The sequence below is a fragment of the Campylobacter coli LMG 9860 genome, from assembly GCF_000254135.1.
GTDB classification, from domain to species: domain Bacteria; phylum Campylobacterota; class Campylobacteria; order Campylobacterales; family Campylobacteraceae; genus Campylobacter_D; species Campylobacter_D coli.
On record NZ_AINS01000013.1, the window covers coordinates 17,219 to 42,746 of the forward strand.

General features: G+C 31.6%; 24 protein-coding genes and 3 pseudogenes. 12 read left to right on the forward strand and 15 right to left on the reverse strand.

Features of this window, described 5'->3' with window-relative positions:
* Window positions 1-26: 26 nt before the first annotated feature.
* Entirely contained in the window at window positions 27-611 is a 585-nt protein-coding gene (gene clpP, locus CCO88_RS02505; protein ID WP_002806309.1) for an ATP-dependent Clp endopeptidase proteolytic subunit ClpP, read from the reverse strand.
* The gene (gene tig, locus CCO88_RS02510; RefSeq protein ID WP_002806305.1) at window positions 611-1,945 is read right to left on the reverse strand and encodes a trigger factor; all 1,335 of its coding nucleotides are present in this window, start codon (window positions 1,943-1,945) and stop codon (window positions 611-613) included. Before tig ends, clpP begins: the two co-directional genes overlap by 1 nt.
* Before the next feature lie 120 nt (window positions 1,946-2,065).
* Between tig and folE the strand changes: the two genes are divergently transcribed.
* The 5 genes from folE to CCO88_RS02535 all read left to right on the forward strand — a co-directional run bounded on the left by folE (window position 2,066) and on the right by CCO88_RS02535 (window position 6,800).
* Window positions 2,066-2,638 (forward strand): GTP cyclohydrolase I FolE, encoded by a 573-nt coding sequence (gene folE, locus CCO88_RS02515; RefSeq protein ID WP_002806303.1) that lies wholly within the window; start codon window positions 2,066-2,068, stop codon window positions 2,636-2,638.
* Window positions 2,638-3,969, forward strand: a complete 1,332-nt coding sequence (gene fliI, locus CCO88_RS02520) for a flagellar protein export ATPase FliI (protein WP_002780097.1) — start codon at window positions 2,638-2,640, stop codon at window positions 3,967-3,969. Before folE ends, fliI begins: the two co-directional genes overlap by 1 nt.
* A gap of 310 nt (window positions 3,970-4,279) precedes the next feature.
* Window positions 4,280-5,134, forward strand: coding sequence for a metal ABC transporter solute-binding protein, Zn/Mn family (locus CCO88_RS02525; RefSeq protein WP_002783792.1), 855 nt, complete (start codon window positions 4,280-4,282; stop codon window positions 5,132-5,134).
* Window positions 5,135-5,146: 12 nt separating this feature from the next.
* Entirely contained in the window at window positions 5,147-6,001 is an 855-nt protein-coding gene (locus tag CCO88_RS02530; protein WP_002780105.1) for a metal ABC transporter ATP-binding protein, read from the forward strand.
* Window positions 5,994-6,800, forward strand: a complete 807-nt coding sequence (locus CCO88_RS02535) for a metal ABC transporter permease (RefSeq protein WP_002803979.1) — start codon at window positions 5,994-5,996, stop codon at window positions 6,798-6,800. The genes CCO88_RS02530 and CCO88_RS02535 overlap by 8 nt, the downstream gene beginning before the upstream one ends.
* Here CCO88_RS02535 and CCO88_RS02540 read toward each other — a convergent pair.
* The 12 genes and pseudogenes from CCO88_RS02540 to CCO88_RS02595 form a co-directional block, all read right to left on the reverse strand.
* Window positions 6,789-8,162, reverse strand: coding sequence for an McrC family protein (locus CCO88_RS02540; RefSeq protein WP_002803980.1), 1,374 nt, complete (start codon window positions 8,160-8,162; stop codon window positions 6,789-6,791). The two genes, CCO88_RS02535 and CCO88_RS02540, sit on opposite strands and share 12 nt — an antisense overlap.
* Window positions 8,125-10,300, reverse strand: a pseudogene (locus CCO88_RS02545) (McrB family protein). The gene CCO88_RS02540 and the pseudogene CCO88_RS02545 overlap by 38 nt, the downstream one beginning before the upstream one ends.
* 11 nt (window positions 10,301-10,311) lie before the next feature.
* A pseudogene (locus CCO88_RS02550) lies at window positions 10,312-10,600 on the reverse strand (hypothetical protein).
* Between the two features lie 73 nt (window positions 10,601-10,673).
* Window positions 10,674-11,117, reverse strand: coding sequence for a ribosome maturation factor RimP (rimP, locus tag CCO88_RS02555; RefSeq protein WP_002778643.1), 444 nt, complete (start codon window positions 11,115-11,117; stop codon window positions 10,674-10,676).
* Window positions 11,107-11,469, reverse strand: coding sequence for a 30S ribosome-binding factor RbfA (rbfA, locus tag CCO88_RS02560; RefSeq protein ID WP_002778650.1), 363 nt, complete (start codon window positions 11,467-11,469; stop codon window positions 11,107-11,109). The genes rimP and rbfA overlap by 11 nt, the downstream gene beginning before the upstream one ends.
* Complete coding sequence (gene infB / locus CCO88_RS02565) at window positions 11,466-14,036, reverse strand: translation initiation factor IF-2 (RefSeq protein ID WP_002839260.1); 2,571 nt, start codon at window positions 14,034-14,036, stop codon at window positions 11,466-11,468. Before infB ends, rbfA begins: the two co-directional genes overlap by 4 nt.
* On the reverse strand, window positions 14,023-14,256 hold the full coding sequence (locus CCO88_RS02570) for a YlxR family protein (RefSeq protein ID WP_025399319.1): 234 nt from the start codon (window positions 14,254-14,256) through the stop codon (window positions 14,023-14,025). The genes infB and CCO88_RS02570 overlap by 14 nt, the downstream gene beginning before the upstream one ends.
* A gap of 53 nt (window positions 14,257-14,309) precedes the next feature.
* Window positions 14,310-15,188, reverse strand: coding sequence for a homoserine kinase (gene thrB / locus CCO88_RS02575; RefSeq protein WP_002806289.1), 879 nt, complete (start codon window positions 15,186-15,188; stop codon window positions 14,310-14,312).
* Between the two features lie 17 nt (window positions 15,189-15,205).
* On the reverse strand, window positions 15,206-15,634 hold the full coding sequence (locus CCO88_RS02580; protein ID WP_002839263.1) for a hypothetical protein: 429 nt from the start codon (window positions 15,632-15,634) through the stop codon (window positions 15,206-15,208).
* Window positions 15,635-15,645: 11 nt separating this feature from the next.
* Window positions 15,646-16,530, reverse strand: a complete 885-nt coding sequence (gene lpxC / locus CCO88_RS02585; protein ID WP_002778660.1) for a UDP-3-O-acyl-N-acetylglucosamine deacetylase — start codon at window positions 16,528-16,530, stop codon at window positions 15,646-15,648.
* Entirely contained in the window at window positions 16,530-17,903 is a 1,374-nt protein-coding gene (pgp6, locus tag CCO88_RS02590) for a peptidoglycan metallopeptidase Pgp6 (RefSeq protein WP_002783805.1), read from the reverse strand. The genes lpxC and pgp6 overlap by 1 nt, the downstream gene beginning before the upstream one ends.
* 97 nt (window positions 17,904-18,000) lie before the next feature.
* Window positions 18,001-18,828 (reverse strand): prephenate dehydrogenase, encoded by an 828-nt coding sequence (locus CCO88_RS02595; protein ID WP_002780118.1) that lies wholly within the window; start codon window positions 18,826-18,828, stop codon window positions 18,001-18,003.
* 75 nt (window positions 18,829-18,903) lie between these two features.
* Here CCO88_RS02595 and bamA point away from each other — a divergent pair, with 75 nt between their 5' ends.
* The 7 genes from bamA to CCO88_RS02630 are packed head-to-tail and all read left to right on the forward strand — an operon-like array spanning window position 18,904 to window position 25,406.
* Entirely contained in the window at window positions 18,904-21,120 is a 2,217-nt protein-coding gene (gene bamA, locus CCO88_RS02600; protein ID WP_002780120.1) for an outer membrane protein assembly factor BamA, read from the forward strand.
* On the forward strand, window positions 21,120-21,836 hold the full coding sequence (locus CCO88_RS02605; protein ID WP_002780122.1) for an inositol monophosphatase family protein: 717 nt from the start codon (window positions 21,120-21,122) through the stop codon (window positions 21,834-21,836). Before bamA ends, CCO88_RS02605 begins: the two co-directional genes overlap by 1 nt.
* 14 nt (window positions 21,837-21,850) lie before the next feature.
* Window positions 21,851-22,693 carry an acetyl-CoA carboxylase, carboxyltransferase subunit beta gene (gene accD / locus CCO88_RS02610; RefSeq protein ID WP_002780124.1) on the forward strand — a complete coding sequence of 281 codons (843 nt, stop codon included), beginning with the start codon at window positions 21,851-21,853 and terminating at the stop codon, window positions 22,691-22,693.
* Between the two features lies 1 nt (window position 22,694).
* Window positions 22,695-23,144: a 23S rRNA (pseudouridine(1915)-N(3))-methyltransferase RlmH gene (locus CCO88_RS02615; RefSeq protein WP_002780129.1), complete on the forward strand. Its 450-nt coding sequence runs from the start codon at window positions 22,695-22,697 to the stop codon at window positions 23,142-23,144.
* Between the two features lie 11 nt (window positions 23,145-23,155).
* The gene (gene dksA / locus CCO88_RS02620) at window positions 23,156-23,509 is read left to right on the forward strand and encodes an RNA polymerase-binding protein DksA (protein ID WP_002780131.1); all 354 of its coding nucleotides are present in this window, start codon (window positions 23,156-23,158) and stop codon (window positions 23,507-23,509) included.
* Window positions 23,506-24,492 carry a hypothetical protein gene (locus CCO88_RS02625; RefSeq protein ID WP_002806274.1) on the forward strand — a complete coding sequence of 329 codons (987 nt, stop codon included), beginning with the start codon at window positions 23,506-23,508 and terminating at the stop codon, window positions 24,490-24,492. Before dksA ends, CCO88_RS02625 begins: the two co-directional genes overlap by 4 nt.
* Entirely contained in the window at window positions 24,489-25,406 is a 918-nt protein-coding gene (locus CCO88_RS02630; RefSeq protein ID WP_002806273.1) for a tRNA dihydrouridine synthase, read from the forward strand. The genes CCO88_RS02625 and CCO88_RS02630 overlap by 4 nt, the downstream gene beginning before the upstream one ends.
* Before the next feature lie 30 nt (window positions 25,407-25,436).
* Here the strand turns inward: CCO88_RS02630 and CCO88_RS10870 are convergent.
* Window positions 25,437-25,528, reverse strand: a pseudogene (locus tag CCO88_RS10870) (hypothetical protein); the annotation flags it as partial.

Below are 25,528 nucleotides of genomic sequence, written 5' to 3' on the forward strand. Positions count from 1 at the left end.
AACAACCTTTATTTAAACGATTTTACTCATTTAAAACTTTTTTCTAAAACCTTATCGATCAAACCATACTCTTTAGCTTCTTGTGCTGACATGAAAAAATCTCTTTCTGTATCTTTTGCTATTTTTGCAACTTTTTGCTTAGTATTTTTTGCCAAAATATCATTAAGTATAGTTTTGAGTCTTAAAATTTCTTTGGCTTGAATTTCAATATCTGTGGCTTGACCTCTAGCTCCACCTAAAGGTTGATGAATCATAATACGTGAATTAGGCAAAGCAAAACGTTTTCCTTCTGCGCCACAACTAAGCAAAAATGCTCCCATAGAAGCAGCTTGTCCTATACAAATCGTACAAACATCAGGTTTGATATAGTTCATAGTATCATAAATACTAAAACCACTTGTAATTACACCACCTGGAGAATTGATATAAAGATAAATATCTTTTGTAGGATCTTCAGCTTCTAAAAAAAGAAGTTGTGCTACGATAGAAGCGGCAAGTTCATCATGAATTTCACCACTTAGCATAATAATTCTATCTTTTAAAAGGCGTGAATAAATGTCATAACTTCTTTCACCACGACTAGATTTTTCAATAACATAAGGAATAAACATTATTTATCTTCTTTCTCTTTTTTGCTCACTTTTTCCGATTTTTCTGTTTTTGGCATAAAAATATCATTAAAAAGTTTTTCTTCAATTAAAGCCATTTTCACAGCAGGCAAAGCTCCTTGTTTTTTATAGTTTTCTAAATGCTCTTTTGGATTCATACCATAGCGATATGCTTCAAAATAAATCGCTTGAATCAATTCTTGATCATTTACTTCAATCTTACGCAATTTTGCAAGTTCATCAATGATAAAAGTAAGTTTTACACTTTTTTGTGCTTCTTCTTTAAAAGAATCACGTTTTTCTTGATATTTTTCTTTACTTGCTTTAAGCTCTTCAATTTCTTTTTCGCTAAAAGTATTAAAAGCCGCACGCATCTGCATATCAGTTTCTTGTTCTACTATGCCTTTAGGTAAATCAAAATTATATTTTTCAATCAAAGCATCTGCAAATTTGCCTTTTAATTCATCATTTACAAGTTTGAAAAGTTTTTCATTTTTGATTTGCTCTTTTAATTTTTCATCTAAAACTTCAACACTAGCTTTTTCTTCTCCTGGTAAAAGTTTTTTAAGCATTTCATCATCAAGTTCAGGCAATTTCAATTCTTGAATTTCGTGTAATTTTACTTTAAATACCGCATCTTTTCCAGCTAAATGTGCTGCGCCGTATTCTTTAGGAAAAGTTACTTTTATATCTTTTTCTTCTCCGCTTTTCATTCCTACCATACCTTCTTCAAAGCCTGGTATAAATTGTTTAGAACCTATTTCTAAAACATAATTTTCAGCTTTACCCCCATCAAAAGCTTTCTCATCTACAAAACCTTCAAAATCAAATTTTGCAAAATCACCCTCTTTTAAAGCTCTTTTTGTTTTTATAGCTTCAGGAGTAGCAAAACGCTTTAAAAGTTCATCTTTTTTCTCATCAATTTCTTTTTTACTTACTTTTGGAGTTTGATATTCAGGGATGAGTTTTTCATAACCCTCAAGTTTGATTTCAGGTTTAAAAGAAAGTATTAATTCAGCAATAATTTCTCCATCCTTGCGATCAAATTTTTCAAAATATGGTTCACCCACAAGCTCTTTTACTTCTTTTTTTAATTCTTTTAAAGCACTATCAACAGCAGATTTAAAAAGATTTTGTTCTGCATCTTGAGTTAATTCTTTTTGGTATCTTTTAAGCACAGCAGCAACAGGAACTTTTCCTGGTCTAAAACCATCCATTTTTACATTTTTAGAAGCTTTTTTAGCCAAATTTTCCACTTCACTTTTAATCATCCCTGAAGGAATTTTTACACTAGCAGTCGCATTAACAGAGTCTAATTGCTTTGCTTTTACTTCCATAACATTTTTCCTTATAAAATAAAATTTGCTTTAATCATAGCAAATTTTTCCTTATTAGTTGCATAAAATTTTAAAGCATTTTATGTTAAAATGAGCCAAGAAAAAAATACGGAGAATAATTTGCAAGAAAAATTTGAAAATTGCATAAAAACTATGCTTGAAATTATGGGGGAAAATCCAACTAGAGAAGGACTTGTAAAAACACCTAATCGTGTTTTTAAAGCTTATGAGTTTTTAACAAGTGGATATAAAAAAAATGTCAAGGAAATACTAAATAATGCTTTATTTGAAAGCTCAAATAACGAAATGGTTCTAGTGCGTGATATAGAATTTTACAGTCTTTGCGAGCACCATCTTTTACCTTTTTTTGGCCGCGTGCATGTGGCTTATATCCCTGACCAAAAAGTGGTTGGGCTTAGCAAAATTCCACGTCTTGTAGAAGTATATGCGAGAAGACTTCAAATTCAAGAACAACTTACCGAACAAATTGCTGAAGCTTTGATGGAAAATGTTGGTGCAAAAGGTGTTGGTGTGGTTATAGAAGCAAGACATATGTGTGTAGAAATGCGTGGGGTGCAAAAAGCAAATTCTACCACTACCACTTCGGCTCTTCGTGGACTTTTTTTAAAAAATGAAAAAACACGCGAAGAATTTTTTTCACTCATTAATTCTCCTAAGCAAGTTCGTTTTTGATGAATTTAGAAAAACTTCGTTCTAAGCTTGGCAAAGAAAATTTAAGTGCTGTTTTTGGAGAGATCACTAAAATTTCTGCTACAAGTATAGAGGTTCGAGGACTTAAAACGGGTGTGGGTGATATCATTAAACTTGTTTCAAATGAAAATGAAAATTTAAACACCTTAGCTATGGTTGTTGAAATCAAAGAGCAATTTAGCTATCTAAGCCCTTTTTCTTTCATAGAAGGTTTTAAAATAGGCGACCGTGCTTTTATAAGTGATGCAGGAATGCAAATAGGCGTTAGTGATGAGCTTTTAGGAAGAGTGGTGGATCCTTTTATGCGCCCTAAAGATGGCAAGGGTGCCATAGAAGCAACTAAATATATGCCTATCATGCGTGCACCTATTGATGCGATGAAAAGAGGACTTATAGAAGAGGTTTTTCCTGTGGGAGTTAAAACCATAGACGCGCTTTTAACTTGTGGCGTGGGACAAAAATTAGGCATTTTTGCAGGAAGTGGCGTAGGAAAATCTACTCTTATGGGTATGATAGTTAAAAATTCAAAAGCTCCTATTAAAGTCGTCGCACTTATAGGCGAAAGGGGGCGCGAAATTCCTGAATTTATACAAAAAAATTTAGGTGGAAAGCTTGATGATACAGTGATTATCGTTGCAACGAGTGATGATAGTGCTTTAATGCGAAAATATGGGGCATTTTGTGCTATGAGTGTGGCTGAATACTTTAAAGAACAAGGTAAAGATGTACTTTTTATCATGGATAGTGTAACGCGTTTTGCTATGGCGCAAAGAGAGATAGGACTTGCTCTTGGTGAACCCCCTACTACAAAAGGCTATCCTCCAAGCGTTTTAAGTCTTTTGCCTCAACTTATGGAAAGAACAGGAAAAGAAGAAGGTAAAGGAACTATAACAGCATTTTTTACCGTTTTGGTTGATGGAGATGATATGAGTGATCCTATCGCCGATCAAAGCCGTTCTATCTTAGATGGGCATATTGTTTTAAGTCGTGAGCTTACGGATTTTGGAATTTATCCTCCTATTAATATACAAAATTCAGCCTCAAGGGTAATGGGCGATATCATAAGTCCTGAACACAAACTTTGGGCTAGAAAATTTAAACGCTTAAATTCGCTTTTGAAAGAAAATGAAGTATTACTTCGTATCGGTGCTTATCAAAAGGGTAGTGATAAGGAGCTTGATGAAGCTATAGCTAAAAAGGAATTTATGCAAAAATTTTTAGGACAAAATCCCGAAGAAAGCTTTGAATTTGAAGAAACTATAAGACTTTTAAGTCAAATTGATGCTAATGTCGCTCCTAATGCTATGCAATAAAATATCAACATGGGAAGTTCTAACGCAACACTGCCTAATCCAAACCTTAAATAATCTCATTTTGCATCAAAAAAATTTCAATCCATAAAAACAAATCAATACCTAACCAAACAAGGTATTGATAAGCATATCCATTCAAATCTTTTCTTTGAAAGTAAAATTGAATTTTTTGCTATAAAATACCAAAATTCTTTCTAATAAATTCTCTACGATTCTTTTATCAATAGATATAAAAAATTTAGAAATTCTATTTATAAACTTAATATTGTTATAATTTTTTAAAATTTCATTCTCTTTAGGATATAAAATAATGAAAAAAATATTCCTTCTTTTTATATTTTTAGGACTTTTTAATTCCTTTCTTTGCGCTAAAACCTTACAACCAAGTGAAAATCTAAATTTACCTTTAATCAGCGTAAGCATAGCCCCACAAGCTTTTTTTGTTAAAAAAATAGCAGGTGATACTCTAAATATAAACATCTTATCCACAAATACACACAAGCCAAAATCCAAATCAAACCCTATGAAAAAGCTTGAAAAAAGTGAGCTTTACTTTACCATAGGCTTAGAATTTGAAAAGAAATTAACAGATAAACTAGAACAAAAATTTCCAAAAGTTAAAATCATAGACATGCAAAAAGATACTCCTCTAGCTAAAACTAGTTCTAGCAACTCCAAAGAAATTTTAGATCCTTTTACTTGGCTTGATCCCATTTTAGTTCAAAACATAGCCTTAAATACCTATAATGCTCTAGTAGAAAAATACCCTCAAAACAAAAGCTTATACAAGCATAATTTAGATAAATTTTTAACAGAGTTAGATGTCTTAAATTTACAGATCTCTTCAAAATTACAAAAAGTAAAAAATAAAGAATTTATAACATATCATCCCGCTTGGTCATATTTTGCCAAGCGTTATGATCTTGTGCAAAATCATATAGAATTTTTAGGAAAAAAACTAAAAAGTAAAGATATAAAAAATTTGGGTGCGTTGATTAAAGAAAAAAATATTAAAGTTATTTTTGTACAGACTCGTTTTCCTGAAAAAACAGCAAAAACTTTAGAAAAAGAATACAATGTAAAAATTTACAAGATAGATTATTTATCTTATGATTGGGAAAATGAACTTTTAAAAACAGCAAATGCTTTTTATGAAAATTTATAGTTAGGTTTTTTAATGCTTTTTTTTGAAATATCAAATCTTAATTACGCTTACAATAACGAAACAATCTTAAAAAATATCAACTTAAGCTATGATAGTAAAGATTTTCTTTCTATCATCGGCCCTAATGGTGCGGGAAAATCTACGCTTGTAAAACTCATCCTAGGGCTTTTAAAGACTAAAAAAACTATCAGTTTTCATGGGATTAAAAAAAATGAAATCGGCTATGTCCCTCAACACACTCTAGCTAATCCTAACTTTTGCCCAAGGGTTATAGAAATCGTTTTAATGGGACTTGTCAATAAAAAAATTTTTGGTTTTTATAGTAAAAAAGATAAAAACAAAGCCTTAGAAGCTCTAGCAAGTGTAGGTATGCAGGATTTTTGGGATAGAAAAATCAATGAATTAAGCGGAGGTCAAAAACAACGCGTTTTTATTGCTAGAGCTTTAGTCGATGAATGTAAAATGCTGATCTTAGATGAGCCTACAGCAAGCGTTGATAGCAAATCCGCGATTCAAATTTTTGAACTCCTAAGTTCTTTGCATGAAAAGGGCATAGGAATTTTACTCATTTGCCACGATATCAATCTCGTGCTTGCTTATAGTGATAAAATCGCGTATTTAAACAAAGAACTCTTTTTGCATACCAATACCAAAGAAAAAGACAAAAGCGTATTTTTAAAACACCTTTATGAAAATCATTCGCATTTTTGCGATGTAGAAATGAGTTTAAATTCTTGCTTTTGCGATGAAGAAAATTGTGAGAAGAAAAAAATTTGTGAACAAGAATTTGCAAGAAGAAATTTAAAAAAATCAAATTTTAAAAAAGAAAATTTTTGTTTGAAATTTTCAAAGGAAAGCCATGTTTGAAATTTTAAATTTCACCTTTTTTCAAAATGCTTTATTGGCTGCGGTTTTAGTCAGCATTGCTTGTGGAGTCGTAGGTACGCTTGTGATGATAAATCGACTCTTTTCCATAGCAGGAGGCATCACGCATGGGGCTTTTGGGGGTATTGGTATAGCGTTTTATTTTTCTTTGCCTATATTGATCAGCACAGGTATTTTCACGCTCTTTTTAGCCTTTTTGGTAGCATTTTTATCGAAGCATTATGAGCACAGAAGCGATAGCATAGTCGCTGTGATTTGGGCTTTTGGGATGGCTTTTGGGATCATACTTATAGATTTAAGTCCAGGTTATAGCACGGATTTGATGGCTTATCTTTTTGGAAATATTTTAGCAGTAGGAATGCAAGATCTATGGCTGATGGCGATAGTAGATGGGGTGGTGATTGTTTTAATGCTTTTATTTTATAGACAATTTGAAGCTTTAAGCTTTGATGTCGAATTTGCAAAAGTGCGAGGGATAAATACAAGCTTTTTTCATTATCTTTTAATCGCACTTATGGCATTTTGCATAGTGATTTCTATACGCCTTGTGGGGATTATTTTGATCATGGCTTTACTTAGCATACCTAGCTTTATAGCTGAAAATTTTACAAAAAAACTAGGTTTAATAATGATTTTAGCAAGTGTATTGAGTATGATTTTTTGCATTTTAGGGCTTATAATAAGCTATTATTTTAATCTCTCAAGCGGTGCTTGTATCATAGCTGTAGCTTGCTTTGGCTTTTTGATACACTTGCTAGCAAAGTTTTTACTAAAAAGGTAAAGGTGCAAAAATCACTTGCACTTTTATATTTGTTTTCAAAGGGCTATTATCATTTAAAAATGCCAAATGCTCATTTGCATTGAATTCTAATTCTTTTATTGTATTTTGCAAACTCATCGTTCTTTCACATAAAGGATAGATCAATTTAATATCATGAATTTTAAATTTACAAGCATAAGCAAACATTTGATACAAATCACTTTGCGCTATGCCATGCTTTTTATCTTCATTGCTATCTGGAATTTTCCACTTGGTATCTAAAATCGTTTCATTTTCTATATACAAATCAGGCTTTAACATAAAGCATTTTTCACCCTTTTTTGAGATCAGGTATTTTCCGCTGCTTTGAGTTTTGATATTTTGAGTCGGATTTGCTTTTTTTAGCATATGAGCTACATAATCTTCAAAAAGTTTTTCCATAGGAAAAAGCAAGGCAAAAGCTTCATTTTTGCCCTTATAAGGTGCAAAAGTTTGATTTTGCAAAAAGATCTTACACCAAGAAAGTAGATTTTCATAATAATCAAAATGTCTTGAAATTTTATAAGTGAAATCTTTTTCATAATTTGTAGAAAATCCCACCTCATCAAACATTTCCAAAGCTTTGATGATTTTAAATTTATGGTGAGTGGTTTTGGATTTTAAAAGATTGAGAGTGGATTTTATAAGGCGATTGGGCGCAATATCGAGCATAAATTCATCACTTTGAGTGAAAAATCTTTCTTTATGAACTAAATTTTGTTTTAAATGTTGGCTAAATTGCAATTTTCCTTTAAGAAAATTTCTATTTTCTTCAATGCTTATATAATCCTTTTTCAAACCCTTTTTATAAACCCCGTCCAATTCGTCCAAAAACATTGCGATAAATACCTCTAGCAAAGGCATTTTAGAAATTTGCAAAGATGAAATTTGGGATTTTTTAAAAGGAGAATTTTTTAAGGTTTTTAGCATATTGATTAAAAGGGTTTTGGGATTGAAAGCAAAATCCTCTCCATAAAAATTCTCACTGGTTTTAGCTTGACTTATTTGATTTAAAATATAATTTTTTAGTAGTTTTTCTTTCGAGATAGTAGATAATTTGCACTCTTTATCTTTATAACCGTCCAAATTTGTACATTTTGGTAAAATTTCTAAAACTCCACTTTTGGTTTGGATAATGCCTACATAATTTTTAGCTGTTAGGGTGTTTTTGTTTTTAAAGCCTAGAAAATTTTCATTATTTTTAGCAAAGTCTTCTAGCTCTTGATAGAATTTTTTAGCCTTTTCTTTGAAAATTCCTTGCAAATCTTCTTTAGAAAAAGCTTGGTGCTCGATGATGGAAAAGGTGTTATTGTTTATCATTTTTTGATTGATTTTCCCCATCATTATAAATAGCTTGATAAGTTTTTATATCGTTCCAAATTTTATTATCAAATGAAGCAATATTATAAATAATCTTCTCGCTATCTACATTGTCCAAATTTTTTATTTTTTGTAGATATTTATCATCTTTTTCACATTTTTCAATCATACCATTATCATTTAAAACTGCGCTAATTAAAGCATAGTCATTGTAAAAATACTCTTGCAAAAGCGGGATGATTTTATTTTGAAAAATACTTTTTAATTTTGAGATACTTAAAACATACCAATCTTCTTCATATTCATCTGGTTTACACCAATTATCTTTATTAAATTTAACAGCTTCACTCATAAAAAATGCGTGTCCTATGGTTTTTTCCCTATCCAATAAAAACTCAATTCTTTTATTTATACTTATTAAAATATTTTGAAGTATCTCTGCAAAACCTTCTGTTTTAGCATCATCTCCTAAATAATCTTCATCTTTATTTGGATTTTCTACATCTTTGCAAATAAAAACATTCTTAAGCAAATCAGGATCAGGCATCATCTCTACAAATTCAAATCTTCTTCTTAAGGCTGTATCAAGAGAAGTGATACTTCTATCAGCTGTATTCATAGTGCCTAGGATATATACATTTTTAGGTACTCCAAATTTTTTACCGCTAAGGCAAAGTAACTTTTAATTCCTCGCTTTCACCTATCCTTTTACTAGGTTCTATTAAGGTGATAAGCTCACCAAAAATCTTACTTACATTACCACGATTGATTTCATCAATGATGATTATGTAAGAATTTAAAGAATTGCTACTAATTTTATTATCTTCGGTTTTTAATACTGCTTGTTTTTCATACTCTTTAAATTTATTTACCAAATTAAAATAATAAGTATGAGTTCTATCAGCATAATCTCTATCAAATACTTTTTTAAACATTTCAACAGCGCTATTAAATTCAATATTAGATTTTAATAATGTTATAAATGTAGACAAACTTAATTTAAAAATACCGTCAAACCTTTCTACATCTTCACTATAAATTTCAATTGTATTATTATTGAAGCTATTGATAAAAAAATTTCCACCTTTTGTTTTGCTAATAGGCTCATTTGTTTCTAAAAGTCGATTTAAAAATTTTTCAACTTTTTCCCGTAGCTTTATCTTTTCTCTCAACTCTTCTGTATTTAAATTGCTATTTTCATAATTTTCCAAAGCCCTATTACATATATCTTTAAAAATTCCATCTTTTATTTCATATTGTATTTCTTGTGAATTTGCTTCATTATTCATCATAGGTTTTATACCCTCGACAAATTCTTCATATCCATAGCTTTGATGAAAAGTTGTAAAGACTATTTGTCCATTTTTTACATACTCATCAAATTTAGCTTTTTTCTCATCTCTACTTTCTAAATTTTCACCCAAGATTTCCAAGGCCTTATCTATAGTATGGTAAGTTTTTCCTGTTCCTGGAGACCCATAAAGAATTTGATTTAAAGATAGATTTTGATTTTCGCTTAGTATCTTTTCATTTTCAAAATGCTGTTCTTTATAAATTTTTTCATTTTCGCTTAGCTTGATTATGCTAAGGTTTGAATTATTTAATATATCTTCAAACAATGGTTTAGCATAGCTTGAATCTTCTTCAATTTTACCTAAAACGCTATATCTTAAAAACCTTTCCAAAGAATATGTTCTAATAATATTATCAACACTGGCAATAACTTCTATTTTTTGATTTTTTATTTCTACCTTAAATTCTTTATCTCCGCCTCTTGTTTTTAAATACTTAACCATATCTTTTGAGGTATATTCTTTATAGGCATTGACATATTTTACAAATTCTAAATAATGGGAATTAATGCAAGCATGCGGACATCCATTACCACTTTTATTATTGTATTCTTGCAACAATCCTTTTTTTAATTCAAATAATAATTTTTTTAAAAGTTCTATAGAGTTTATTTGAAATGTATCAAAATCATCTCTATTAACGATATTTAGTCTTTTGCATTCTTCAATTATCCCTTTTGTAGCTTTGATATATTGATCAAAATTCTTTAGTCTTTTTTCTAAAAATGCTCTAAAGTTTTCTTCATTTGATTCTTTTATTTGGGTTTGTATTTTTTCTCCATTTGAAAAATTAAACTCGACAAATTTCATACCATTTCCTTTCAATCCACAATCGCAAAAAATTTACAATTTTTATAATATCTATGAAAATATTCTCCATCTTTGTGCATATTTTTCAAAGTAACCAAAAATAGGAATTTTCCATTTATAACCTCGACTTTTTGTATGAAATTCATCTATCAATCTACCCTCTTGATAAACATACACACTCATACCACCATTTTTCACAACTGCTTCTTTAAATTCATCCTCATCTTTTGGAAAATAATAATACACATTACCATTTTGATCTGCCTTACTTATTTTCCAATCGTATTTATCTTCTAGCATTGTATGCCTTTTGAATTTTTGTGTTTAATTTTAATTATATAAAAGATAGGTAAAAATTTAAAAATCTAAATTTTTACCATTGTATGAAGGTTCTGGCTTTTTTAATATCGCTAAATTTTAAAGTAGTTTTTTCTTGATTTTCTAAATTTTCTAAAGTGATATTTTCATCCTCTACGCTGATGATTTTTGCTTCGATTTTTTCTTTTTCACCTGTTGTGATTTTTACAAGCTCATTGATACTTTTTGCAAAATGCTCTATCTTGCTAAGTTTTCTCTCAAGTCCTGCTGAAGATACTTCTAAAAAATACTCCCCACTTACAGGTGGTTCCACATCGAAAATAGGTGATAAAATTTCACTAAGCCTTGCACAATCATCCAAATTCACACCCCTTCTTTCACCCTTTTCATCTAAGGGCTTCATCACATAAACGCGGTAAATTTTCTTGCCATTTTCGCTAGTTAATTCGCTATCATAAAGCTCTAAATTCACTTCTTTGCAAAGGGCTTCAAGATTCATTTTTATCCTTTTTTATTTTTTCAAAAAGTGCATCCATATGGTTTTGATACTCAAGCCTATCATCAAATTTAAAATGAAAATTCGGACACCTATACCAACCCTGCTCACTCATGCAGTAATTTTGCAAAGCTCTACTTGCCTTTTTTAAAGAAGATAAAATTTTTTCTTGCTCATGAACATTAAAAAACATCTTATCAAGATACACAAAAGCATCATATCTGCCTTTTTTACACTCTACATCCACTACACACAAATTTTTCAAATTTTCATCATCTAAATTTGCTAAAGCTTCAGGGATCAGCTCTTTTAAGATACTTTCAGTGCGTAGTTTTTTAATCTCACTTGGGTTCATAGACTTGCTTGTTCCTCTACTTCTTTATAGCTTTCTATATAATCACCCACTCTCATATCATCGCACCCTTCTATACCTACGCCACATTCATAGCCTTTTGCCACTTCTTTAGCATCATCTTTAAAGCGTTTAAGTGAGCTTACATTTCCCTCATAAACCACAACTCCATCACGGATAAGGCGAATTTTAGCCCCACGGTTAATCACCCCTTCGGTTACCATACAACCTGCAATTTGTCCGATTTTTGGTACATTGATCACTTGTCTAATCTCTGCTTGTCCAAGTTGTTCTTCAGAGATGATAGGGCTCATCATACCACCTAGCAAGGCTTTTACATCATCAAGTAGATTATAAATAACATTATAAGTTTTTATTTCCACGCCTTTATCTTTAGCACGCTCTTTGATCTCTCCGGTTGGGCGTATATTAAAGCCTAGTACGATGGAGTTTTCACTTGCACTTGCAAGCTCTATATCGCTTTGCGTGATCCCCCCTACTCCACTGTGTATGATATTGACTTTAATTTCATCATTTCTAAGCTTTTCTAAGCTTGCTTTTAAGGCTTCTAAAGATCCTTGTACATCAGCTTTTAAAATAACAGGCAAGGCTTTTAGATTACCTTCTTTGATCTTAGCTCCAAGCTCATCAATGCTAACTTTAGTGGATTTGCTAAGTTCTTTTTGGCGGTTGTATTCGTGGCGCTTGTTAGCATACTCTCTTGCTTCTTTATCACTCTTTACTGCGATTAAAATTTCACCCGCATCAGCCACTTCACTAAGCCCTACGATAACACCACATTCACCCGGTTTGATCTCTTTTAAAGCCTTGCCTTGATCATCGCTCATTGCGCGCACTTTTCCATAAGCCTCGCCTGCAACCACAGTACTTCCTACAGTAAGTGTTCCATTTTGCACGATAATAGTAGCTACCGCACCACGCCCTTTTTGCACAGAACTTTCTATAATGCTTGCTTTAGCAAAACTTTTTGGATTGGCTTTAAGTTCTAAAATATCAGCTTGTAAAAGCACGATCTCAAGTAAATCTTCAATCCCCATTCCTGTTTTAGCCGAAACTCCTACAAATTCATAAGATCCGCCCCATTCTACTGGCATAATTTCCATTTCTGCGAGTTGAGTTTTTACCATATCAGGATTTGCCGCTTCTTTATCCATTTTATTAATAGCAATAATAATAGGCACACCTGCTGCTTTAGCATGATTTATCGCTTCTTTGGTTTGTGGTTTTACCCCATCATCTGCGGCTACAACGATGATTACAATATCAGTGATACTTGCACCCCTTGCACGCATAGCAGTAAAAGCTTCGTGACCTGGAGTATCGATAAAAGTAATTTTACGCCCGTTTTTTTCTACCATATAAGCACCCACGTGTTGGGTAATACCCCCTGCTTCTCCACTTGCAACGCGTGATTTTCTGATATAATCTAACAAAGAAGTTTTACCATGATCAACATGCCCCATGATAGTAATCACCGGTGCTCTACTTACCAAATCTTTCTCATCAACTTCTTCTTCATAGTCTTTTACATAATCAAACTCATCTGCTTCGTTGATGATATTGATCTCTATACCAAATTCAGCAGCTAAAATTTCAATCGCATCTTCATCTAAAAAATCATTTTTAGTTGTCATCATACCCAGCATGAAAAGTTTTGAAATCACTTCACTCACGCTTTTGCCTATCTTATCTGCAAATTCATAAACACGAATTTCTTTTGAAATTTCTACGCTCGAAACCGCTTCATTTTCTTTTTTCTCAACTTTTTTAGGTGGTTTTTTACGACTTCTTCTTTGAATTCCACCCTCAAGCCCAAGATTTGCTGAATTTCCTACTGCTTGACGCAAAAAGTTAGGTGGTTTTTTCATAGTATTTTGTGGTTTTTCTTGTTCTTTTACACTAAAATCAGGTAAAACCACCACATCTTCATCTTCTAAAGAAATATCAGCAAAATCATGGCCTTCTAAAAAGTCCATTTTTTCAGCACTTTCTTTCTTAGTCGCTACAAAAGGCTTTTTCTCTTTTTTCTTTTTCTTTAAATTTTCATCCGCATTTGAAAACATGGTTTTTAAGCTAAGACGCTCATCATTTGAAGGAGTGCTAGCCTTTGGCTCTTCTTTTTTCGCAGCTTCTTCTTCATCTTTTTTCTTTTTGACAATCACAAGCCCTCTTCTTTTAGCTAGAGTCGCACTCGCTAAACTCTCTTGAATGTTTTCTTTAGGCTCTTCAGGAGTTTTTGGCTCAGGCTTTACTTCTTCTACGACTTTAGCTGGAGCTTTTGTTTCTACTTCTTTAGGTGATTTTTCTTCTTTTTTTTCTTCTTTGGGTGCAGCTTTGGCTTTTTTTACAGGATCTTGTTTTAAATTTTTCTTGAAAGCCTCGGGTATAATTTTAGTTTGTATATACTCATAAATTCCTGCTGCAACTTCGGGTTCTACAGCATTAGATGCGGTTTTGATATTCAATCCCAATTCATTTGCTTTCTCGATAATTTCTTTGCTATCATAGCCTAATTCTTTCGCAATTTCATGAATTCTAATTTTTGCCATTTAAAACTATCTCCTTTAAATTCTGCTGAGTGATTTTTGTATTTAAATTTTTGCAAGATTTAAAAAATGCTTTTTGCAAGACTTTGCCTTCACTCAAAATACAAGTCTCACACAAATAAACACTGCGTCCAAAAGCAAAGTCTTTATAAAGCTCACCTTGAAAATGTTTAAATCGATGCATATTTTTTTGTAAATATCGATTTTTACAGACTATACACATTCGAATGGGCTCATGTTTATCTTTTACAAAATTATATCTTTTTTTTTCTTCTTTTAGCAAATTTTAAAGCCTTTATTATCAAATTCTAAACAAAGAATTTTAAAATTTCTAAATTTTTGCTCCATTTTTTGAGCTAAATGCTTTGCATCATCCTTGTATGCTAAATTAAAAAAGCTTGAGCCTGAACCCGAAAGCGTACTCATTAAAGCCTTATTTTCAAGAGCAAATTTTTGCACCTCAAAAAGCTCGGGTAAATTTTGCATTCTACGCGTTTGGTGTAATAAATCTTTACTAGCAAGAGCGAGCAAATCATACTTTTTTTCTAAAAAACAAGCCGTAAGAAAAGAAGAATGACAAAGATTAAAAACACAATCTTTCAAACTTAAATTCGAAGGCAAGGCGTTGCGACTTTGTTCTGTACTCATCGCCACATTAGGTATAACCACAACAGCATTTAAATTTTCATCCAAATCTTTTTTTATACTGAAAACTTTTTCATTTTCTACCATGGATACTACAAAGCCCCCAAGTGCTGCAGGAGCTATATTGTCAGGATGATTCTCGTATTTTAACGCTTTATTTAAAATTTTCTCTTTTTCTGCTTTAAAACCTGCCATCTCATAAGCACTTGCAATAGCACCGATAATCACTGCTGAAGAGCTGCCAAGTCCGCGAGATAAAGGAATGGCATTATCAAAAATAAATCTAAAATGATCTTTTCTACCACTTAATCTTTGATAAATTTCATTAAAAATACTTACAAAAATATTATTTTTTTTAAGGCTTAAATTCTCGCTTCCTTCACCATTGACGCTGATACTAAAAAAATTTGACTTCTCGATAATAGTATGATTAAAAAGTGCTAAACTCAATCCCAAACAATCAAACCCAGGGCCTAAATTTGCACTTGTAGCAGGTACTAAAATTTTCAATTTTTTTCCTAAATTCTTTAAATTGCAGATAAAAAGTAAAAAGGTAGATTATCATCTTTTTTATTAAGCTTGCTTAAATTTGGAGGTAAAAAAAACTCTCCAGCTGTATTTTCCTCGAAGATGATCTCATCTTCTTTTTTTACAAAACACATATTTTTATGAGCGGCAATGGGTTGATTGTTGTTAAGCTCAAAGGCACTGATAGCAAAAAGAGGGATATTTTTCACTATACTCAAAGTCCTAAGACTTACATAAGAAATTTTAATCCCCATATAAGAGCCTGGACCATTGGCATAAATGAATTCATCAAAGCTAAATTCTTTTAGCAAAATCTTTAAAATTTTGGGTACAAACTCGCTTGCCTTTTCTTCACTCTCTATGCTTTTTACAAGTTTATCATCTTGATAAATCCCAATCATCAAAGGCTTAGATAAGGCATTAAGCAATAATGAATTTTTTATGCAAAAACCTTTTCATAAGCTTTTTCATTTGCTTTTTCAAGGGTCACTATCTCATAAGCATCTTTATCTTTTAAAACTTCTTTAGTAAGTAAATGATTTAAATGATGGCTTCCAGCATATGAAATATAATCTCCAAAAACACGGTACCCAAGCAAAGTCAAATCTCCAATCGCGTCTAAAATTTTATGTCTTACAAATTCATCTTTAAAGCGCAAACCTTCAGGATTTAAAATACGATTTTCATCTACCACTATAGTATTTTCTAAACTTCCACCCAATGCTAAATTCATATCTCTAAGGGCTTGAACATCTTTTAAAAAGCCAAAAGTCCTAGCTCTTGCTATATTTTCTATATAGTTTTTCTTACTGAATTCAAAATTATAGCTTTGTTCGCCTATAACAGCATTATCAAACTTGATAGTATAATTAATACGCGGTTCTTTGGTCGGAGTTAAACGCACATATTTATCACCGTCTCTTACCTCTATAGGCTTTTTAATCACCATAATTTTTTTAGGTGCATCAAGCTCTTTAACCCCTGCTTCATCAAGCATCATACAAAAGCTAATGCTTGATCCATCCATTACGGGTGCTTCATTAGCATTTAAAACGATGCGGACATTATCTATCCCATAAGCATTGATTGCACTCATTAAATGCTCTATAGTAGAAATAAATCCCCTTTCATCGCCCAAAACCGTTGCCATTTGAGTATTGATAACATTTTCAGGGCTTGCTTTATAAGTAGCATTTAAATCGCTTCTAAAAAAAACTATCCCACTATTTGCTTCTAAAGGCTCTAAAGTGATTTCTATAGGCTCACCTTTGTGAAGTCCTATACCTACGCCTTTGACAGTTTTTGCTAAAGTTAATTGTTTCATTAATTTTTTCCTAAAATTATTTTTTTACCTTCGTTTAAAACATTGTAAATATTATTTTCTATCCATTTTTTATCTTGCCATTGCTCAGGGCGTGTTTCAACACCTTGAACTAAAACACCAAAGTGCAAATGATCCCCCAAAGCCAATCCACTTACACCTGTTCTACCTATTACACTTTTTTTGCTTAAAATATCATCAAGTTCAACACTTTTAGAAGAACAATGCCCATAAAGACTATAAACTCCAAAACCATGATAGACGATTAAATTGAGTCCATAAATTCCATTTTCTTCTGCAAATACGACTTTGCCTGAATTATTACTTATAATAGGAGCTTCTGCCACGCTTGCTAAATCTATACCCATATGATAAGAATCGCTTACAAATTGTCCATTGTAAGAATAATACCTATGATCAGCAAAATCTGCTACCTTCATACCATTTCGAAGTGGTAAAAATAAATCGATTTTAAAATCATCGATTTTACTTTCAGGCACTTCTGAAGTGATTTTATGTATCAAAATTTCATTATTGCCTCTTAAGGTTTCATTTACAAATTTAAATTTCTCAAAACGCGTAAAATTGTTATCCTTTGGCGCATATTCTTGTGCTAAATCTTCTATTTTGCCATCTAAAAATCTATCTGTAAGATTGATATTTGAAACGCGGTATTTGCGATTGACAAAATAATACCTTATGCGCTCTTTGGTTATATTTCCTGCCTTATCTGTAGCAATGATATAAGCACGAAATTCTTCATCTCTTGCATCCCAAGCTATAAGAGCTGCGTAATAGCCTTCTTTTAAATAAGGAGTAGCTTGAAAAATTTTTCCTGTATTTGTTTCGATATAAACCTTATCTAAATTTGCATCACTAGCTGAAAACACAACACTAGCAGCACCTCCTTGCTCAATCTGATAAGAATTGCTCAATACATTTACCTTTGGAGCACTATCATCAATCATGATAAGGACTTGTTTGCTCGCTTCATTGCCACCGAAAAAATTCCAAAAACTCTTATCTTTGGCTTTAATTTCCATGATAAAAGATTTTACTTTTTCTTTATAGGCAAGTTTTGGTAGAGCAACTTGTAAGGTAATATCATTTGAATTTTGAATTTTTTCATCCGCTATAGGCATACCTGTTTCATTGCCTTCTTTTTGCAAGAAAATCTGAACACTTTCAATAGAACCTTCATCATCTTTTACATGAACTGAAATAGGTTTTTTAAGATCACTATAAATGATATCTGGCATAAGGATTTTAGGAGGTGTTGTTTCAAAAGCATTCGTTTTTGAAATAAAAAACGCCAAAACACCGATTAAAACCAAAACTAACAAATATAAATAAATTTTTCCTTTTTTTCTCGCCATATTTTTTCCTAAATATATTTTTATTTTAACAAAATTTATTTTTTCTTAAAAAACTTAAAAAAATTTTATTATAATTTCAGTAAATATCCAGCAAATTTCACAAAATTTCTCTTAAAGTATTGGCTTTTTGCATCCAAGACTTTAATTCTTCATTTTTATCCTCTTCAATCATCTTTTTGCAAAATTCTAATTCTTTTTGAAAAAATTCAATAGAACTTAAAACATTATCTTTGTTTTGTTCAAAAATACTCCCCCACATAATAGGAGATGATTTAGCAATCCTACTCATACCCTTAAAAGAACCACCCGCTAAATGAACGATATTTCTTTTATCTTCTTCTTTCATCACAAAATTTGCTAAAGAAAAACTAATCACATGCGGCAAATGCGAAATAATAGCGGCATGATGATCATGAGCTGTGCTATCCATAAAAACAATCCTCATACCCAAATGCGAAAAAATTTCTACTGCTCTTTTTTGGTGCAAATCATCAGCCACTTCACTATCACACAACACACAAACAGCATCCTTATAAAGCTCTTTAAAAGCCGCTTTTGGGCCGCTGTTTTCAGTTCCTGCCATAGGATGGGCAAAAAGAGTTTGTTTGGTAAGCTTTGCAGGCAATTTTTCTATGATTTTTCTTTTTGTACTTCCAAGCTCTATAATGGTTGTATTTGAAGGCAAATTTACTAATTTTTGTAAAATCTCTATGATAGCATTTACAGGCGTTGCGATAAAAATCATATCGCACAAATGCAAATTTTCAAATTCTATAAGCTCATGAACAAGTCCTAAATTTAAAGCATCTTGCTCATTTTCCTTGCTTGAATCTAAACCATACACACAAGAAATTAATTTATTTTCCTTTAAACAAAGTCCTAAAGAACCCCCTATCAATCCAAGCCCTATAATTACTACTTTCATAATATTATCTCAATCTCTTTGTTAAATTTTTTCTGCTATTATACAAATTTTTAATAAAGCTTTAGGTAAAAATAAATGAAAAAAATCATCAGCATTTGTGCCTTAGTTGCACTAAGCAATGCAGCAGTAATTAAAGAAATTAAATTTAACGGATTAAATCATCTTTCAAATGCAAGTGCTTTAAATCTTACAGGATTAAAAATCGGCGAAACAATAAATCTTGATAAAATCAATACCGCCATACTTAACCTTTATAAACAAAATTATTTCGAAAATATTGCCGTAGAGGAAAATAATGGTATTTTAAATATCATTGTCACAGAAAAACCAAGCATAGCTAAAATAAGCATTACAGGAATTGCATCTAATGATAGAAAACAAGTAGAGAGCATTTTGGGTATAAAAAGAGGAACTTTATTTGATGAAGCAAGCGCTAAAGAAGCAAGCGAACGCATCAAAGCTTATTATGAGGCTAAAAGCTATTTTGATACCATAGTAGAATACAGAAAAAAAACTCTAGAAAATACCGAAGGACTAGAGCTTGAATTTATAGTCAATCGCGGAGAAAATATCATCATTAATAATGTCAATTTAAGCGGGGCAGAGAAATTTTCGTATTCAGATATTGAACCTGCTATAGTCAATAAAGAAAAAGAATTTATGGGCTGGATGTGGGGAAGAAATGATGGAAAACTCAAAATTTTTGAATTAAGCAATGATAGCGCAAGAATCAGCGATGAGTACATGAAAAAAGGATATCTTGATGTACAAGTATCCTCGCCTTATCTTAAAACCTATACCGATACTTATCAGGCCAATCTGACTTATTTTATCAAAGAAGGCAAGCCTTATAAAATTGAGAATATAAGTATAGAAAATCCTTTATTTAGCGAGGAAGAAAATATACAAAATGTAAAAAACCTACGCTCAACCCAAGGCAAACTTATCAATATAGAAGACATTCGCAAAGATGTAAAAACCATAGAAACACAAAGTGCTGATTTAGGCTATGCTTTTGCAGAGGTTTATCCTGATATTCAAAAAAATGATCAAACCCAAGAAGCTAGCGTTGTATTTAAGGTCATTCCTCACGATAAAGTCTATATAAGAAATGTTATCATTTCTGGAAATTCTCGCACGGTCGATAGAGTAGTACGTCGCGAACTTTATATCACCGAAGGAAATTTATACAATCGCACCGATTTAAGTGAATCTACAAATGCTTTAAGAAGAACTTCTTATTTTGATGATGTAGAAATTAAAGAAGAAAAAGTAGATGATACACATATAGATTTAATCGTCAATGTTAAAGAAGCTTCTACGGGTGCTATTTCAGGAGGCATTGGTTATGGTTCAAGCGATGGTTTGTTACTCAATGCTTCATTATCAGATACCAATATTTTTGGTTCAGGTATTAAAAGTTCTGTGAGTGTAGATAAAAGTGATGATACCCTATCAGGGAGAATCAGTCTTATAAATCCACGCATTCTTGATAGTCAATACAGCTTGGGCGGAACGCTTTATTCTAATGATTATGAATGGGATAATTACTCTGAAAAAAATTACGGTTTTGATATCACCCTAGGTCGTCAATTTGCAAGATATTATAATGTAAGTTTAACTTACAATCTTGAGCAAAGTGATATCTATCATCTAAGCCCAACACTTTTAAGAACAGGTTATGAGCTTGGCAAAACTATAAAAAGCTCTATTACTCCTGCTATTACTTTTAACAACACTGATGATTATTATCTCCCAAGAAAAGGTATTATCGCTTCAACAAGCTTAGAATATGCAGGACTTGGAGGAGATCAAGAATTCCTTTCATCGAGTTCAAAATTTAACTTTTATCAAGGTTTGCAAGATTATATAGGTTATGATCTTATTTATCGTTATAAAGCAAGTTTTTATAAAGTTTGGGATGAAGGCTATCTTCCAATCAATCAAAGAATCTATTTAGGTGGTATTCGCTCTCTTCGCGGTTTTGAAAGTAGAACTGTAAGCCCTAAAAATGAATGGGGAGATGAAGTGGGTGGAACTATAGCTTTTGCAAATTCTGTAGAGCTTAGCTTTCCTTTAATCGATAGAATTAAACTTCGCGGTAGTGTATTTTTTGATTATGGGATGATAGGAAATAAAAATCTTGATGAAATTCAAAGAATGAGTACAGGTTTAGGTATAGAATGGATCACTCCTATTGGGCCATTGCAACTTGTATTTGCTAAACCACTCAACGATAAAAAAGGTGATGATACCAATACTTTTGAATTTAACCTAGGAACACGCTTTTAATGAAACAATTTCTAGATGCTTGCCTAAAAGCAAATTTGCAAATTAGCGAGTATCTTAACAATATTTGCGAAAGCGATCTTAGCTTTTGTCCCGAACTTGGCTTTGATAATAATCAAAGCTATAAGCTTGATCTAAAATGTGAAAAAATCTTTATAGAGCACCTTTGCAACCTAGGTCAAATTTTTTCCGAAGAAAGTGGCTTGATCGGAGAAAATAGTCCTTATAAAATCATTCTTGATCCCTTAGATGGAAGTTCAAATTTTGTTTCTAAAATACCCTTTTATGGAACATCTGCAGCACTTTTTAAAGATGAAGAAGCTCAAAGTGCTTTTATTTGCAATCTAGCAAATCATGAAATTTTAATTTTTGATGATAATAAAAATTTAAAATCAAATCTTTTCAATCCTAACTATTCTCCTTTTTTGCCTAATCATTTTTCTCAAATTGGAATCGTAGAAAAAATAACGCTTTGCCCAAGTCTTATCAACCACCTTGCACAAAATAAGCTTAAATTTCGCTCTTTGGGCGCTACAGCTTTAAGCATTGCTTATGCTCCATATTTTAGCTTTGTTTTAGTTTTAGGAAAAACTCGAATCTTTGATACTGCAGGAGCTTTGATGTTGTGTAAAAATTTATATATAGAAAACAATGAAAATTTCCTTCTCATAAGTAAAGATAAGAAAATTTTTGATATAATCTTGGAATTTTTAAAATAATTAGGTGAATTATTATGAATTTTGCAGATATTTTTTCAAAAATCAGAAGACAACAACCCAGCACCAAAGAGGCTCCAAATCATTGGGTAAAATGCCAGAGTTGCCATGCTTTAATGTATTATAAAGAAATAGAATCTTGTTTTAATGTATGCCCTAAATGTTCTTATCATATGAGAATTTCTCCTATGGATAGGATAAAACTCCTAAGTGATGAAAATACCTTTGTTGAATATGATGCAAATTTAGAAGCCATAGATCCGCTCAAATTTGTTGACAGCAAGTCCTATAAAAAACGCTTAAGCGAGGGTGAAAGCAAAACCGGTAGAAAATCTGCGGTCATTAGTGGAGAATGCCTTATAGATGGCCTTAAAACTCAACTTGTGGTATTTGATTTTTCTTTCATGGGAGGATCTTTAGGCTCCGTAGAAGGCGAAAAAATCGTTAGAGCAATCCAAAGAGCCATCACAGATAAAACTCCTGTTGTTATTGTAAGTGCAAGCGGTGGAGCTAGAATGCAAGAAAGTACTTATTCTTTAATGCAAATGAGTAAAACAAGCGCTGCTTTAAAACTTTTAAGCAAAGAAAAACTCCCTTATATCAGTGTATTAACCGATCCTACTATGGGTGGCGTGAGCGCTTCTTTCGCTTGGCTTGGAGATTTAATCATCGCTGAACCAGGCGCTTTGGTGGGTTTTGCAGGAGCAAGAGTAATTAAACAAACCATAGGTGCAGATTTACCCGAAGGCTTCCAAAAAGCTGAATTTCTACTCGAACATGGACTCATAGATGCGATAGTAGAGCGTTCAGATATGAAAAAATACCTTAGCGATACTCTTAAATTCTTTTGTGGAAAATAACTTGCAAGTTAATATTTTTCACATACAAAAAAACGATGAATTTAAAATTTGGGGTGAGAAGTACGCAAAACTTATCTCCAAATTTGCAGATCTTAAAGAACACAATCTCTTTAATAAAAAAATAGCTGCGGCGCAGAATTTAAATGCACAAGCTGCTAAATTAAGCTATGAAGAGGCATTTGCTCCTTATACAAAAGGCTTTTGCATAGTTCTTGATGAAAGAGGCAAGGAGCTTACAAGCGTAGAATTTGCAAAACTCATAGCAGATAAAAATAATTTAAATTTTTTTATAGGTGGTGCTTATGGCCTAAGGGATGAATTCAGCCAGAGTTTAGATTTTAGACTTTCATTAAGCAAACTCACCTTAGCACATCAATTTGTAAAAATTTTACTTTTAGAACAAATTTATCGTGCTTTTTGTATCAACTCAAATCATCCTTATCACAAATAAAAGGTTAAACAATGAAAAAGAATGAAATACAAGTTTTTAAAACTATCTTAGAAAATAGAAAAAAAACTATATTGGAAAATTTGCAAAGCAATTCTAAAGAAATTGAAGCCTTACATAATAGCGTCCCAAGTGATAGTGTGGATTTTTCTGTTATTGAAACAGGATCGCAAATTGATTTTGCTATCAGTGCTAATTTAAAACAAGAATTAGAAGAAATAGAAGATTCTTTAGAAAAAATCAAAGATGGCACTTATGGAATATGCGAATCTTGCGATGAAGAAATCGCCATAGAAAGACTTAAAATCAAACCTCATGCAAAATACTGCATCGTATGCCGCGAAAATTTAGAAAAAGGAGAGTTATGAAAATTAGATTATTTTTTATAGCAAGCTTTATTTATATAGCTCTTATATTTGCTCTTGCTTGGTATTTAGAATTAGGAAATTATACTTTAAATTTCAATACATATAGCTTCGAGCTACCTATAATGATATGGCTTATTTTACCTTTGATACCTTTAGTGTTTTTTGCCATCATTCATATGGGTTTTTATTATTTTTTACTCACTTTAAAATTTAAGCATTTTTTCAAAGATTCTACCAAATTTGAAAATTTTACCCGGGACCTTCTTTTGGAAAAAGAATCAAATATCAGCTTTCAAACAAAGGAATTTAGACAAGTAGCACAGCTAGCTAAAACCCTAAAAACACATGAAAAAATCCCTAATGCAAATAAAATCAATGAAATTTTAGATCTTATAGACGGTATTAAAAAAGAAGAATACTTCAATCTTAACAAATTTAAACTCGAAAATAATAATATCTTATTTCTAGAAAATGAAAAAAATCATATCAAAAATGATATAAATTATGCTTATTCCAAAATCAAAAACCTTAGTCAAACTCAAGACGAATTCCAAGATCTGGCTTTTGAAAGTTTGATAAAAAAAGGAACTTATGAGCAAATTAAAAATATCAAAATCACAAAAAAACCTTGTCATATCCTTACACTCATCAAGCGTTTTAAAGAAGGAAATTTAGAGCTTAATGCTGCTGAATATGAAGTTTTACTTTCTCACAATATCCTTAGTGAAAAAGACTATCTTGATATAGCAAAACTAAGTACTAAGCTTTTAAATCCTGACGCAGTTATAGGAATTTTTAACAAAATCAAAAATGAAAAAAGTGAAGCTTTAAGAGCGTATTTATATCTTTTAGCTGAATTTGGACTTTTAGATGAACTCAGAGAACAAATTCATAATGATGACAAAAAATTCAATGATTTTAAAGCCTTTTTAATCCTGCGTGAAAAAAATATCAAAATCGATTTAAATCAGCTTATACAATGATAGATTTTAGCAAAAAGCCTTTATTTTTAGCTCCTATGGCGGGTTTTTCAGACCTGCCTTTTCGCAATGTGGTAAAAAAATTTGGTGCAGATATCACAATAAGTGAAATGATAAGTTCCAATGCTTTAGTTTATGAAAGCTCTAAAACCTTACATATGCTAGAAAGAGCTGAACTTGAAAACCCTTATATAGTCCAAATTGCAGGGGGTGATAAAGAAGTGCTTAAAAAAGCAGTTCAAATGCTTAATGAAATGGATTTTGTAGATGGCATTGACTTTAATTGTGGTTGTCCTGTAAATAAAGTCGTCAAACAATGTGCAGGAAGTGCTCTGCTAGAAAATTTAGAGCTTTTTAAAAGCCTTGTGGGAGTGATTAAAGAAAACAATAAAAAAAGCCTTACAAGTGTTAAATTTCGCTTAGGCTTTAATGAAAAATATCCCGAAAAAATGGCTAAAATTTGCGAAAGCTTGGGGGTGGATTTTGTAAGTATTCATGGACGCACAAAAAAACAGCTTTATAGTGGAAAAGCCGATTATGACTCTATTGCTAGTGCTAAAGCAAGCGTGAAAATTCCTGTGATCGCAAATGGTGATATCAATGCTCAAAATGCTAAAGAGGTTTATGAGATCACAAAATGTGATGGACTTATGATAGGGCGTGCAAGTGTGGGAAATCCTTGGATATTTTATGAAATCAAAAGTGGTAAAAATGTAGATGAAAAACTCAAAAAAGAAATCATACTCACTCATTTTGACGAAATGATAAAACACTATAAAGATCAAGGTGTGAGTATATTTCGTAAACATTTACACGAGTATTCCAAAGGCCATAAAGATGCTTCAGCCTTTAGAGATAGTGTTAATCGCATCGACAATGTCGAAGAAATGCGAAAAAAAATAGAAGAATTTTTTTAGTTTAACTTGATTTTTATAATTTAAAAAATCTTAAGCCTTAATATCTATAATTTTTGCCGAAGTGTTTTGAGAAAGAAATTTATTAAATTCTCCTATATCATCATCGCTAAATTTCATACCAA